The sequence below is a fragment of the Jannaschia formosa genome, from assembly GCF_003340555.1.
Taxonomy (GTDB): Bacteria; Pseudomonadota; Alphaproteobacteria; order Rhodobacterales; family Rhodobacteraceae; genus Jannaschia; species Jannaschia formosa.
In genome coordinates this window covers 183,789-197,647 of sequence record NZ_QPLJ01000004.1, presented here as the reverse complement: position 1 = coordinate 197,647, position 13,859 = coordinate 183,789, and the positions used below count along the sequence as shown (strand labels likewise).

Here is a 13,859-nt window from a genome sequence, read left to right as displayed (position 1 = left end):
TTGCGCGCGTAAATCCCGGAGAAAAACCGATGAAATCGCGCCGTGTCCGCACGATGGAGGAGTTTGCCGCCCGGAGCGGGATCTCTCGCCCGACCGTGTCGAAATACTTCCAGGACCCGACCAGCGTCCGCGACACGACGCGGGCCCGGATCGAGGCGGCGCTGGAGGAGCTGGACTACCGCCCGAACATCTACGCGATGAACCAGAACCGGCGGCTGACGCGGAATATCGGCGTCGTCGTCCCGCTGCTGACCGACCCCTTCTTCTCGGAGATCTCGCGCACGATCGAGCGGCTCTGCGTCGCCGCCGGGTTCCGCCCGATCCTGCTGAGCTCCAACGGCGAGCCCGCGCAGGAGCTGGAGAACCTCCAGACGCTGCTGTCGCTCAAGCCCGCCGGCACGCTGATGGCGCCGCTCGGGCGCAGTTCGGACGTGGCGGGCCTCGCCGCCTTCGCCGCCGAGGTGCCGACGGTGCTGTTCGACAGCAATATCGACGGGATCGGCGCCGCCTTCATCGGCTCCGACAACGTGAGCTTCGTCGAGGCGACGGTCGACCATCTGTGCAGGACCGGCACGCCGCCCTGCTTCTTCGAGATGTGCGAGCCGCCCAACCCGAATGCCGGCAAGCGCCATCGCGCCTACATCGCCGCGATGGAGCGGCGCGGCCTGACGCCAACCTTCGTGCGGATCGAAGGCAGCAGCTGGGACTTCGAGCGAATCGGTCGGGACGGTGCCGCCGCGGCGATTCGGGATCGCGCGCTGCCTTCGGACACCGTGCTCTGCAGCAACGACCGCCTCGCCATCGGCTTTCTCGCCGCGGCCTATGCGGCGGGGCTGCGGGTCGGGCGCGGCGACGGCTGCGCGTTGCGGGTGGCCTCGATGGACGACCATCCGGTGGCGCAGTTCACCTGCCCGGCCCTCACCACCGCGGCCCACAATTACGAGGCGGTCGGCAGCCGCAGCGTGGAGACACTGCTTTCATTGATCGAATGCGAGGGTCCGCCGCCCGAGCGGACGGAGACCCTGATCCCGGCACGGCTGGTCCTGCGCGCCTCGGCCTAAACTTTACGCGCGTTACTTTTTTCTTGACGTAACTGCCCCCTGTATCCCATGATTGCTTCATATAGCATCAGGGAGGAAACGATGCGCCTGAAGACAACATTGCGCGCGGCAACGGCGATGGCCGTCTGCGCCGCGGGAACCTCTGCCTTCGCCGACAGCCATGTGACCACCGTCACCATCGCCACGGTGAACAACGGCGACATGATCCGCATGCAGGGGCTGACCGACGACTTCACCGCGAAGCATCCCGACATCGCCCTCGAATGGGTCACGCTGGAAGAAAACGTGCTGCGCCAGCGCGTCACCCAGGACATCGCCACCTCGGGCGGGCAGTTCGACGTCATGACCATCGGCATGTACGAGACCCCGATCTGGGCCGAGCAGGGCTGGCTGGAGCCGCTCGACGACCTGGGCGAGGAGTACGACGCCGACGACATCCTGCCCGCGATGCGGGCCGGTCTGTCCCATGAGGGCACGCTCTATGCCGCGCCGTTCTACGGCGAATCGTCCATGGTCATGTACCGCACCGACCTCTTCGAGGAGGCGGGGCTGGAGATGCCGAAGCAGCCCACCTGGGAGCAGATCGGGGAGTTCGCCCGCACGCTGACCGACAAGGAGGCCGAGCAGTACGGCATCTGCCTGCGCGGCAAGGCCGGCTGGGGCGAGAACATGGCCTTCATCACGACCGTCGCCAACAGCTTCGGCGCGCGCTGGTTCGACGAGGACTGGAACGCGCAGCTCGACAGCCCCGAATGGCTGGAGGCCGTCACCTTCTACAACGACCTGATGGCCGATGCCGGCCCTCCGGGCGCGGCCACCAACGGCTTCAACGAGAACCTGGCGCTGTTCCAGCAGGGCAAGTGCGGGATGTGGATCGACGCCACGGTGGCGGCCTCCTTCGTCACCAACCCGGAGGATTCCGAGGTCGCCGACTCGGTCGGCTTCGCGCTCGCGCCCAATACCGGCAAGGGCAAGAACGCCAACTGGCTCTGGGCCTGGGCGCTCGCCGTGCCGTCGGGTTCGGACGCGACCGACGCGGCTAAGGAGTTCATCGCCTGGGCGACCTCCAAGGACTATCTCGAACTCGTCGCCGAGAAGGAGGGCTGGGCCAACGTCCCGCCGGGCTCGCGGACTTCGCTCTACGAGAACCCGGCCTATCAGGCCGTGCCCTTCGCCGAGATGACGCTCGAGTCGATCCAGACGGCCGACCCGGAGAATCCGACCGTGGACGAGGTGCCCTATGTCGGCATCCAGTATGTCGCGATCCCCGAATGGCAGGGCATCGGGACGGCCGCGGGGCAGGAGTTCTCGAACATGCTGGCCGGGCAGCAGACGCCCGAGCAGGCGCTGGCCCGCGCGCAGGAGCTGGTGAACGAGGAGATGGAGGCCGCGGGCTACCGCTGAGCCCCGGCCGCATCCCCGCCGAGGGGCCGCCTGGCGGCGGCCCCTCCCCCTGATCAGGTCATGAGGCGTGTCCGATCCCGGTCTGATATCGGTCTGACGTCGGTCTGACCCGGACCGGCTGGCGCGCCCCTTTCCGATCCCGCTTCCTTTACGCGCGTAAAGTCGCGCGTGCCCCTTACGGTCCCGCAGGAAGGGTGTCCCGAGCCATGGCGACCAAAGCCTCCGCATCCGCCGCGCGCCTGATGATGGCGCCCGCCGTCACGCTGCTGCTGGGATGGATGCTCGTCCCGCTGGTGATGACGCTCTATTTCTCCTTCGCGGACTACCGCCCGCTGCGCGGCGCGTTCGAGCCCTGGATCGGCTTCGAGAACTACGAGCGCTTCGTCACCTCGTCCTCGTTCTGGGACGCGGTCACGACTACGCTGACCATGGTCGGCGGCATCCTCGTCATCACGGTCTGCTTCGGCATCCTGCTGGCGCTGCTGCTCGACAAGCCGATCTACGGGCAGGGCGTCGTCCGCATCCTCGTGATCGCGCCCTTCTTCGTCATGCCCACCGTTTCGGCGCTGGTCTGGAAGAACATGATGATGGACCCGGTGAACGGCATCCTGAGCCATGTCTGGCGCTTCTTCGGAGCCGCGCCGCATGACTGGCTGGTGCAGACGCCGACCCTGTCGATCATCCTGATCGTGTCGTGGCAATGGCTGCCCTTCGCCACCCTGATCCTGCTGACGGCGATCCAGTCGCTGGACGGCGAGCAGCTGGAGGCGGCCGAGATGGACGGCGCGCCGCCGCTCAAGCGCTTCTGGTTCATCATCCTGCCGCACCTGTCGCGGGCGATCACCATCGTGATCCTGATCCAGACGATCTTCCTGCTGTCGATCTTCGCCGAGATCTTCGTGACCACCCAGGGTTCCTTCGGGACGCGCACCCTGACCTACCTCGTCTATCAGCGCGTGCTGGAGAGCCAGAATGTCGGGCTCGGCTCCGCCGGCGGCATCATCGCCGTCATCCTCGCCAACATCGTCGCGATCTTCCTGATGCGGATCGTCGGCAAGAACCTGGACGCCTGACCCATGGCCCGTGCCGTCTCATCCCGCGCCCGCCTCGGCTGGTCCGCCGTCGCCTGGGTCATCGGGCTGCTGATCTTCTTCCCGATCCTCTGGACGATCCTGACCTCGTTCAAGACCGAGTCCGAGGCCATCGCCTCGCCGCCCTCGCTGGTCTTCTTCGACTGGACGCTGGAGAACTACGAGGTCGTGCAGGAGCGGTCGAACTACGCCCGGTTCCTGTGGAACTCGATCGTCATCGCGGGCGGCTCGACGCTGCTCGGCGTGCTGATCGCGGTGCCGGCCGCCTGGGCGATGGCGTTCCAGCCGACGCGGCGGACGAAGGACATCCTGCTCTGGATGCTGTCGACCAAGATGCTGCCCGCGGTCGGCGTGCTCTACCCGATCTACCTGATCTGCATCAGGCTGGGCGTGCTCGATTCGAAGATCGCGCTGGTCGTGATCCTGATGCTGATCAACCTGCCGATCATCGTCTGGATGCTGTACACCTATTTCCGCGAGATCCCCGGCGAGATCCTGGAGGCCGCGCGGATGGACGGGGCGTCCCTGCGCTCCGAGATCCTCTACGTGCTGACGCCCATGGCGATCCCGGGCATCGCCTCGACGGTCCTGCTGAACTTCATCCTCGCCTGGAACGAGGCGTTCTGGACGCTGAACCTGACGGCAGTGAGCGCCGCCCCCCTGACCGCCTTCATCGCCAGCTATTCCTCGCCCGAGGGCCTGTTCTTCGCCAAGCTTTCGGCCGCGTCGACCATGGCCATCGCGCCGATCCTGATCCTCGGCTGGTTCTCGCAGAAGCAGCTCGTCCGCGGCCTGACCTTCGGGGCGGTCAAATGAGCCGGATCCCGAACATTCACATCGGAGGCGCCTGAGATGGGCCAGATCACGCTGAACCAGATCACCAAATCCTTCGGCGAGACCCAAGTGATCCCGCCGCTGGACCTGCGGATCGAGGAGGGCGAGTTCGTCGTCTTCGTCGGCCCCTCGGGCTGCGGCAAGTCGACCCTGCTGCGCCTGATCGCGGGGCTGGAGGACGTATCGTCGGGCCATATCGAGATCGACGGCCGCGACGTGACCGACGTGCCGCCCGCGCAGCGCGGCCTCGCCATGGTGTTCCAGTCCTACGCGCTTTACCCGCACATGTCGGTGAGGAAGAACATCGCCTTCCCGCTGCGGATGGCGGGGATGGACGAGGCCGAGCAGAAGAAGCGCGTGGAGCGGGCGGCGACGGTGCTGAACCTCACCGACTATCTGGATCGGCGGCCCGGCCAGCTGTCGGGCGGCCAGCGCCAGCGCGTCGCCATCGGCCGCGCGATCGTGCGGGAACCGGCGGCCTTCCTCTTCGACGAGCCGCTGTCGAACCTCGACGCCGCGCTGCGCCACGGGATGCGGATGGAGATCGGAGAGCTGCACCAGTCGCTCGCCACCACCATGATCTACGTCACCCACGACCAGGTCGAGGCGATGACGATGGCCGACAAGATCGTCGTGCTGCGGGCGGGCGTGATCGAGCAGGTCGGCTCTCCGCTGGAGCTCTATCGCGAACCGCGGAACCTGTTCGTGGCGGGCTTCATCGGCTCGCCCACGATGAACCTGCTGACCGGGCCCGAGGCGAAGAAACACGACGCGACGACCATCGGCGTGCGGCCCGAGCATATCGAGGCGGGCGACCCGGACGCCTCGCCCTGGTCCGGCACCGTCGGCATCTCGGAGCATCTGGGCTCGGACACGTTCCTGCACGTGCATGGCACGGGGCTGGCCGAGACGATCACGGTGCGCGCCGACGGGGAAGTTCCGCTGCGCCACGGCGACCGGGTTGGGCTGACGCCGCATCCCGACCGCATCCACCGCTTCGACGCCAAGGGGCTGCGGATCGCATGAGCGGGCGGCTGGACGGAAAGGGCGCGCTGATCACCGGTGCGGCGCGCGGCATCGGCCGGGCCTTCGCCGAGGCCTACCTGGCCGAGGGCGCGCGGGTCTGCATCGCCGATATCGACGCCGGGGCGGTCGCCGCCACCGCCGCCGAGATCGGGGCCACGCCCATCGCGATGGATGTGACCGACCAGGCGAGCATCGAGGCGGGCGTGGCCGAGGCGGACGACGCCCTGGGAGGCGTCGACATCCTGATCAACAACGCGGCGCTCTTCACCGCCGACCCGATCGTCGACATCACCCGCGCCGATTACGACCGCGTCTTCGCCGTCAACGTCGCGGGCACGCTGTTCACGATGCAGGCGGTCGCGCGGGGCATGATCGCGCGCGGGCGCGGCGGGCGGATCATCAACATGGCCAGCCAGGCGGGGCGCCGGGGCGAGCCCTTCGTCGCCGTCTACTGCGCGACGAAGGCCGCCGTGATCTCGCTGACGCAGTCGGCCGGGCTGAACCTGATCTCCCACGGGATCAACGTGAACGCCATCGCCCCCGGCGTAGTCGACGGCGCCCATTGGGACGGGGTCGATGCGCAGTTCGCCCGGCTCGAAGGGCTTGCGCCGGGCGAGAAGAAGAAGCAGGTCGCCGCCGGCGTGCCTTACGGCCGGATGGGACGGGCCGAGGACCTGACCGGCATGGCCGTCTTCCTCGCCTCGGCCGAGGCCGAATACATCGTCGCCCAGTGCTACAACGTCGATGGCGGCCAATGGATGAGCTGACGGAGACAGCGATGGATGCGACCGCCACCCCCCTGCGCCGAACCGAGGTCGACCGCCTCCCGAAGGGCGTGCTGCGCCCCGCCTACACGGCGGAGGAGCTGACCCCCGGCATCGTCCATATCGGCGTCGGCAACTTCCACCGCGCCCACATGGCCTGGTACACCCACCGCCTGATGCAGGCGGGCGGCGCGCGCGACTGGGCGATCCTCGGGGCCGGGGTTCGGCCCTACGATGCCGAGATGCGCGCCCGGCTGCTGGCGCAGGACTGCCTGACCACGCTGATCCAGCTCGACCCCGCCGCGGGCCAGGTCGAGGTGACGGGCGCGATGATCGACTATGTCGAGGTGGCCGAGGGGCATGGGCCCCTGATCGCGGCCATGACGCACCCGCGCATCCGCATCGTCTCGCTGACGGTGACCGAGGGCGGCTACTACCGCGACGCGGCGGGCGGGTTCGACGCGGACCACGCCGATATCGCCCATGACGTGGCCCACCCGGACGCGCCCCGCACGGCCTTCGGCGCCATCGTCGCCGCGCTGCGGGCGCGCCGCGCGGCGGGGCATGGCGCCTTCACCGGCCTGTCCTGCGACAACCTTCAGGGCAACGGCCGGGTGCTGCGCGCGACCGTGCTGGGGCTGGCGGAACGTCAGGACCCCGGGCTGGCCGCCTGGATCGCCGAGCACGCGGCCTTCCCCGACAGCATGGTCGACTGCATCGTCCCCGCCACCGGCCCGCATGAGGTCGCCATGGCCGAGGCGGAGGGCATCGCCGACGCGGCGCCGGTGACGCATGAGCGGTTCCGCCAATGGGTGATCGAGGACCATTTCGCCGCCGGCCGTCCCGACTGGGACCGGGCGGGCGCGACCTTCGTCGCCGACGTGGTGCCCTACGAGGAGATGAAGCTGCGGCTTCTGAACGCGGGCCATCAGGTGCTGGCCAATGCCGGGGAGTTGCTGGGGCTTCGGACCATCGCGGACTGCATGGCCGACCCGGAGGTTTCGGGCCTGCTCGATGCGGTGCTGACCCGCGAGGTCGCGCCGCATGTCGCCGCCGTGCCGGGCACCGAGCCCGACGCCTATATCGAGACGATCTCGGCCCGCTTCGCCAACCCGATGATCCACGACACGGTGCGGCGTGTCGCCTTCGACGGGTCCTCGCGCCATCCGGGCTTCGTGCTGCCCAGCGTGCGGGACGCGCTGGCGGCGGATGCGCCGCTGGACGGGCTGGCGCTGACCGAGGCGCTGTGGTGCCGGATGTGCGCCGGTCTGCGGGAGGACGGCAGCGAGATCGCGGCAAACGACCCGCATTGGGCTGTTCGCGCCCAGGCGGCGGCGGCCGCGCGCGACGCCCCGGCGGCCTGGCTGGCGCAAGGGGACGTCTATGGCGCGCTTGGCAGCGAGGCGCGCTTTGCCGAGGCTTTCGCCGCGCAGCTTCGCGCGATCGAGGAGAGGGGCGTGCGCGGGGCGATCCGGAGGTTTCTTGGCGGCTGAGTCGCCCAATGGATGAGTCAGGGTCTGCATCGACAGGGGCGCGCATCGATGGGCCGCGGCGCGGCGATCCGACCTTTGAGCAGCGCGATTTATGCCCGCCGTATCAGGAAGATCTTCGAGCTAGGCGCCGAACCTCACCAAATCGCCGTGCCGTGGGTGCGGTCGCCAGCGTGGCGCCACCGGTACTAGCCCGCTGGCGACGCGATGCGCGGCATCCGCCTCCGGCGGATGCTGTTTCGCGCGGGGTGCATCGGCTTTCCCCTTGGAATTTGCAGCAAGCAGTCCCCCTTGCGTCCCCGCGCCCGAGCGGCCACCTGACGGCCCGACGCCATCCGGAGGTTCCCCATGCGCGCCCTGCCGCTTCTCTTCGCCCTCGCCGCCACCCCCGCCGCCGCGCAGACCTGCGGGGGTCCGTTCCCCGCCTTCCTCGACGGGCTTCAGGCCGAGGCGGAGGCGCGGGGCATCGACCCCGCCGCCGCCCGCGCCTTCCTGCAGGGGGCGCGGCTCGACGACCGCACGCTGCGCGCCGACAACAATCAGGGCGTGTTCCGGCTGGAGTTCGTGGAGTTCGCCCGCCGCGTGATCTCCGCTGACCGGATGCGGCGCGGGGCGGAGAACGCCGACCGTTGGGACGAAATCTTCGATCAGGTCGAGGCGCGCTACGGCGTGCCGCGCGGCGTGTTGCTGGCCTTCTGGGCGCTGGAGACGGATTACGGCGCGGTGCAGGGCGACTTCAACACGCGCGACAGCCTCGTCACGCTGGCCCATGACTGCCGCCGGCCGGAGCTGTTCCGCCCGCAGGTCCTGGCCGCGATGGAGCTTCATGCGCGGGGCCAGTTCGATCTCGACACGACCGGCGCCTGGGCCGGGGAGATCGGGCAGGTCCAGATGCTGCCGCTCGACATCCTGGAGCGTGGCGTGGATGGCGACGGCGACGGACGGGTGACGCTGAAGACCTCGGTGCCGGATGCGCTCATGTCCGGCGCGCGCACCCTGCAGGATTTCGGCTGGCGCGCCGGGGAGCCGTGGCTGGTCGAGGTCGACGTGCCGGCGTCGCTCGACTGGTCGCTCTCGGGGCTCGACACCAAGCGCCCGGTCGCGGACTGGGTGGCCGATGGCGTCGCTCCGCGCGGGCCGAGCTTCGGGATGACCGACGGGATGGAGGCCTCGCTGATCCTGCCCCAGGGCCGCGGCGGCCCCGCCTTCCTGGCCTTCCCGAACTACGAGGTGCTGTTCGAGTGGAACCAGTCCTTCGTCTACGTCACCACCGCCGCCTATTTCGCCACGCGACTGTCGGGCGCCCCGGTCTTCGACGCGGGCGATCCCGCGCCGCAGCTGTCGGGCGCGGAGATGGAGGAACTTCAGCGCAGGCTGATCGCGCAGGGCCATGACGTGGGTGCGGTGGACGGCATCCTCGGCCGCCAGACCCGTCGCGCCGTGCAGGCCGAGCAGCGCCGCCTTGGCCTGCCCGCCGACGCCTGGCCGACCCGGGAGCTGCTGGGCGCGCTGTAGGCGCGCTCAGCTCTCGATCAGGCAGGACACTTTCTGGAAGTAAAGCTCGGCCGAGCCGAAGACCGTAAGGAAGGACACGTCCGCCGCGTCGCGGCCGACGCCCATTACCGCCGTCTCGGACGGCTTCGCCATGCCGGTCGCATCCACCAGGTGCCAGGCGTCGGACAGCCAGACCTCGGCCACGGCGTGGAAATCGGGCGGATCGACATGGGGGGCGTAGACGCTCGCCATCCGGGCGGGCACGCCGCCCGCGCGAGCCAGAGCGATCATGACATGGGCATAGTCGCGGCAGACGCCCTGGCGCTGCACGAAGGTGTCGCGCGCCGAGGTGTCGGGGCCGCTGGAGCCCGAGACGTAGGAGAACTTCTCCTCGATCCAGTCGCGCAGCGCCGCGATCAGCGGGCCGCCGCCCAGCCCCTCGAACTCGGCGGCGACGAAGGCCTGGAACTCGTCCGAGGGGCAATAGCGCGAGGGCATCAGGAAGGGCGTCGCCTCGCCGGTGAGCGTCCGGGGCGCCGCGCCGATCAGCGAGCCGAGATCCGGATCGGGCCGGGTGATCGTGACGTCCGCCTCGTAGGTCAGCTCCAGCAGGCCCTCGGCGCGCATCCAGGCACGGGTGCCCAGCGCGGCATCCGCCGGGATGCGGCGGAAGTCCTCGACCGGCGTGGTGTAGAGCGCGTCATGGCGCACCTCCTGCCCTGCCATGCGCGCGACCTCGACCTGCAGCAGCAGGTCGGCGGGGGCGGCAAGCTGGTAGGAGAGCTTGGTTTCGATCTTCAGATCCATCGGGATAGACGCCTCGCAGCCGGTCCGGTTCCATGCCGCCTCACGCGACGAGCGCCTCGGCCCGGCCCAGATCGACCGAGACGAGCTGCGACACGCCCTGCTCGACCATCGTCACGCCGAACAGCCGGTCCATCCGCGCCATCGTCACCGCATGGTGCGTGATGACGAGGAAGCGCGTCTCGGTCCGCTCGGTCATCTCGTCGAGCATGTCGCAGAAGCGCGTCACATTGGCATCGTCGAGCGGGGCATCGACCTCGTCCAGAACGCAGATCGGCGCGGGATTGGCAAGGAAGACCGCGAAGATCAGGGCGAGCGCCGTCAACGTCTGCTCGCCCCCGGACAGCAGGCTGAGGGTGGAAAGCTTCTTGCCCGGCGGCTGGCACAGGATCTCCAGCCCGGCCTCCAGCGGGTCGTCGCTCTCGACCAGTTCGAGCCGGGCCTCGCCGCCCTGGAAGAGGTGCTTGAAGAGCATCGCGAAATTCTCGTTCACCGTCCCGAAGGCATCGAGCAGCCGCTGCCGCCCCTCGCGGTTGAGCGAGGCGATCCCGGCGCGCAGTTCCGCCACGGCGGCCTCCAGGTCGGCCTTCTCGGCGATCAGCGCGTCGTGTTCGGTCCGGATTTCCCTCGCATCCTCTTCGGCGCGCAGGTTGACGGCGCCCAGCGCGTCGCGCTGGCGACGCAGGGCGGCGATCTCTGTCTCCAGCGGGTCGGTCGCCGGGATCGTGGCGGGATCGGCGTCGAGCGCCGTCAGCAGCGCGGCGGGCGTCGTCTCCAGCGCCTCCATGATCCGCGCCTCGGCCTGGTCGACGGCCTCGCGCGCGGCCTCCAGCCGGGCTTCGGCGCGGGCGCGGGCCTCTCGGGCCTCGCCGGCGGCGCGGTCTGCGTCGCGGGCGGCGGCAGTGGCGGCGCGCTGCGCGCCCTCCCCCTCGGCCAGCGCATCGCCGGCCTTGCGGCGGCGGGCCTCGGCGGTCTCGATCTCGCGGGCGAGATCTGCGCGCTTCTGCGCCAGTTCCGCCGGGACCGGGGCCGCGGCCGTCAGGTCCCGGTCGGCGGCGTCGCGGCGGGCGGCGATCTCGGCCATATGCGCATCCGCGCCCTCCAGCCGCTTCGTCCAGCCCGCAAGCTCCTTCGCCACGGCGGCGGCGCGCTTGTCGCGGGCGGCGGCGTCGCGGACCAGCTCGTCGGCCTGGGCGCGGCGCGCCATCATCGCCATGCGCGCCGCCTCGACAGTGGTGCGGATCGTGTCGAGCGCGGCGCGGGCGCCGTCGAGCGGCGCCAACTCTCGCCGCGCCGCCTCGGCCTCGCTTTGGGCGGCCCGCGCCTCCAGCATCTCGGCCTCGTGCCGCGCGACGGCGAGCTGCGCCGCCTCCAGCCGCGAGGCGGCCAGCCCCTGCGCGCCCTCGGCCTGGGTGACGCGGCGCGCGGCCTCGGTCTGGGCGCGCTCCGCCGCACGGCGCGCCTCGCGGGCGGCGGTCTCGGCCTGTTTCGCCCCTGTCAGGGCGGCGCCCAGCGCGTCATGGGCCGCGCGCGTGCCGCGGGCCCGCTGCTCGGCCTCCTCCAGGTCCTGGCGCAACGAGGCGAGCCGGTTCACCTGCCGCAGCCGCAGCGCCGCCGCCGAGGGCGCCGCCTCGGCCGAGGCGCGGAACCCGTCCCAGCGCCACAGGTCGCCGTCGCGGGAGACGAGGACCTGTCCCGGCGCGAGCCCCGCCTGCAACGCCGCCCCATCGGCGACCACGCCGACATGCGACAGCCCCCGCGCCAGCACCTCGGGCGCGGTCACGTGGTCGGCCAGCGGGGCGACCCCCTCGGGCCAGTCCGGCCCCTCGGGATAGGCGGCAAGCGTCGTCCAGCCCGCCTCGCCCTCCTCCTCGCCGAGCCGCAGATCCTCGCCGAAGGCCGCGCCCAGTGCCGCCTCGTAGCCCGGCGCGACCATGAGCCGGTCGAGCAGCGGCGCCCCGTCCCCCGCATCCCGCGCCAGCAGCTTCGACAGGGCGGAGACCTCGGCGCCGATCGTGCCCGCCGCGCCCTCGGCCTCGGCCCGCTCCTGCCTTGCGGCGGCCTCGCGGTCCTGCGCGGCCTCGCGCGCCGTCTCGGCCTCGGCCAGCGCCGCATCCGCCGCCTCGGCGGCGTCCTGAGCGCGGGTCAGGTCGGCGCGGGCGGCGGCCTGCGCCGCCTCGGCCTCGGCCAGAGCGGCGCGCGCGCCCTCTCCCTGCCGCCTCGCCGCGGCGACCGCGTCCCCGGCCTTCGCCAGCCGGGCCTTCGCCTCGTCTGTCAGCCGCGTGACCGACTGGTGCCGCGCCGAGAGCCGGGCCAGGTCCTCGGTCAGGACCGAAAGCTCCGCCTCGCGGTCGATCAGCACGCGCGCGGCCTCCTCCGCCTCGCGGCGCGCCCCGGCGACGGCCTCGTCCTGATCGGTCCCGGCCTCTGCCAGTTCTGCCGCCTCTGCGCGGAGCCGGTCGAGATTCGCGCGCGCATCGGCGTTCAGCCCGGCCTCCCGATCCGCATCGCGGGCGAGCCGGGCGATCGCGGCCGTCAGACGTTCGACGGTGGCGCGGGCGGTGCTCTCGCGCTCGGCCAGGGTATCGCGCGAGACCTCAAGCCGTTGCAGGATGGCGAGGGCGACAGCCTCCTCCTCGCGCAGGGGCGGCACGGCCTCCTCGGCGGCGATGCGCGCCTGCTCGGCGGCGCGCGCGGCGCGCTCGGCGCCCGCCGCAGCGGTTGCCGCGGCCCGCAGGGCGGTGTCGGCGTCGCCGCGTCCGTCCTCGGCCTCGCGCCAGCGGCGCCAGAGCAGCATCCCCTCGGCCCGGCGCAGCGCCGTGCCGATCTCGCGGTAGCGCGCCGCCTGCCGCGCCTGCCGGGCCAGCGTGGCAAGCTGCGCGGCGAGTTGTTCGACCACGTCGTCGACGCGGGTCAGGTTGCCCTCGGTCGCGTTCAGCTTCAGTTCCGCCTCGTGGCGCCGCTGGTAGAGGCCGGAGATCCCCGCCGCCTCCTCCAGCACGCGGCGGCGGCGCTGCGGCTTGGCGTTGATGAGCTCGCTGATCTGCCCCTGCCGGACCAGCGCGGGCGAATGCGCCCCGGTCGAGGCGTCGGCGAACAGCATCTGCACGTCGCGCGCGCGGACGTCCTTGCCGTTGAGCTTGTAGGCCGAGCCCGCCTCGCGCGTGATTCGCCGCACCACGTCCAGCGCGTCCGCGTCGTTGAACCCCGCCGGCGCCCTCCGCTCCGAATTGTCGAGCGCCAGCGTGACCTCGGCGAAGTTGCGCGCCGGACGCGAGGCGGCGCCGGCGAAGATGACGTCCTCCATGCCCCCGCCGCGCATCGCGGTCGGGCGGTTCTCGCCCATGACCCAGCGCAGCGCCTCCAGCAGGTTGGACTTGCCGCAGCCGTTCGGACCCACGACGCCGGTCAGCCCGTCCGCGATCACCAGATCGGTCGGGTCCACGAAGCTCTTGAAGCCGTTGAGGCGCAGGCGGGAGAAGCGCATGGCGCGACATTCGCCCATGAGGGGGCGAGGTCAAGCGCGGAGGCTCCAGGTTTCGGCAAGGCGGCTCCTGCGCCCCCTCCTTCCTCACACCACAAACATCCCGGGGGCAGCGAACCCCCTCCGACGTCGCCCATCGCACCGGCGATGCCGCCTTCGCGCTTGCCCCGCCCCGTCGCCCCGCGCATACCGGAAGGCGCAAGGTTCCCCGACGCGCCACACGCGCAGGGGATCGAATGGGAATGCGGAGCGGGCGACCCAAGCCGGGGCCCGAAGCCGCAGCCGCCCCCGCGACTGTGAGCGGAGAGGGACGGGCGACATGCCACTGGGGAAACCCGGGAAGGCCGCCCCGACCGTCGACCCGCGAGCCAGGAGACCAGCCTTGCACCGTCCCGAATGGGGCGGGC

10 protein-coding genes and 1 riboswitch are annotated in these 13,859 nt (G+C 71.0%); of the genes, 8 read left to right on the top strand and 2 right to left on the bottom strand.

The window, feature by feature from the left end:
- The first annotated feature begins 29 nt into the window (after positions 1-29).
- From DR046_RS06680 to DR046_RS06645, 8 genes are all read left to right on the top strand, one after another.
- Entirely contained in the window at positions 30-1,061 is a 1,032-nt protein-coding gene (locus tag DR046_RS06680; protein ID WP_115381208.1) for a LacI family DNA-binding transcriptional regulator, read from the top strand.
- Positions 1,062-1,142: 81 nt separating this feature from the next.
- Entirely contained in the window at positions 1,143-2,465 is a 1,323-nt protein-coding gene (locus DR046_RS06675; protein WP_115381206.1) for an ABC transporter substrate-binding protein, read from the top strand.
- 206 nt (positions 2,466-2,671) lie between these two features.
- Complete coding sequence (locus DR046_RS06670) at positions 2,672-3,538, top strand: carbohydrate ABC transporter permease (protein WP_115381204.1); 867 nt, start codon at positions 2,672-2,674, stop codon at positions 3,536-3,538.
- Positions 3,539-3,541: 3 nt separating this feature from the next.
- Positions 3,542-4,372: a carbohydrate ABC transporter permease gene (locus DR046_RS06665; RefSeq protein WP_115381202.1), complete on the top strand. Its 831-nt coding sequence runs from the start codon at positions 3,542-3,544 to the stop codon at positions 4,370-4,372.
- 36 nt (positions 4,373-4,408) lie between these two features.
- Positions 4,409-5,416 (top strand): ABC transporter ATP-binding protein, encoded by a 1,008-nt coding sequence (locus tag DR046_RS06660; RefSeq protein WP_115381200.1) that lies wholly within the window; start codon positions 4,409-4,411, stop codon positions 5,414-5,416.
- On the top strand, positions 5,413-6,183 hold the full coding sequence (locus DR046_RS06655; protein WP_115381198.1) for an L-iditol 2-dehydrogenase: 771 nt from the start codon (positions 5,413-5,415) through the stop codon (positions 6,181-6,183). Before DR046_RS06660 ends, DR046_RS06655 begins: the two co-directional genes overlap by 4 nt.
- Before the next feature lie 11 nt (positions 6,184-6,194).
- Complete coding sequence (locus DR046_RS06650) at positions 6,195-7,673, top strand: mannitol dehydrogenase family protein (RefSeq protein ID WP_245190831.1); 1,479 nt, start codon at positions 6,195-6,197, stop codon at positions 7,671-7,673.
- Between the two features lie 345 nt (positions 7,674-8,018).
- Complete coding sequence (locus DR046_RS06645; RefSeq protein ID WP_115381195.1) at positions 8,019-9,185, top strand: lytic murein transglycosylase; 1,167 nt, start codon at positions 8,019-8,021, stop codon at positions 9,183-9,185.
- Between the two features lie 6 nt (positions 9,186-9,191).
- Here the strand turns inward: DR046_RS06645 and DR046_RS06640 are convergent, their stop codons facing one another.
- Positions 9,192-9,971: a transglutaminase-like domain-containing protein gene (locus DR046_RS06640; RefSeq protein WP_115381193.1), complete on the bottom strand. Its 780-nt coding sequence runs from the start codon at positions 9,969-9,971 to the stop codon at positions 9,192-9,194.
- Between the two features lie 40 nt (positions 9,972-10,011).
- Positions 10,012-13,455: a chromosome segregation protein SMC gene (gene smc, locus DR046_RS06635; RefSeq protein WP_115381364.1), complete on the bottom strand. Its 3,444-nt coding sequence runs from the start codon at positions 13,453-13,455 to the stop codon at positions 10,012-10,014.
- A gap of 181 nt (positions 13,456-13,636) precedes the next feature.
- Positions 13,637-13,851: riboswitch (cobalamin riboswitch) on the top strand.
- Positions 13,852-13,859: the final 8 nt, after the last annotated feature.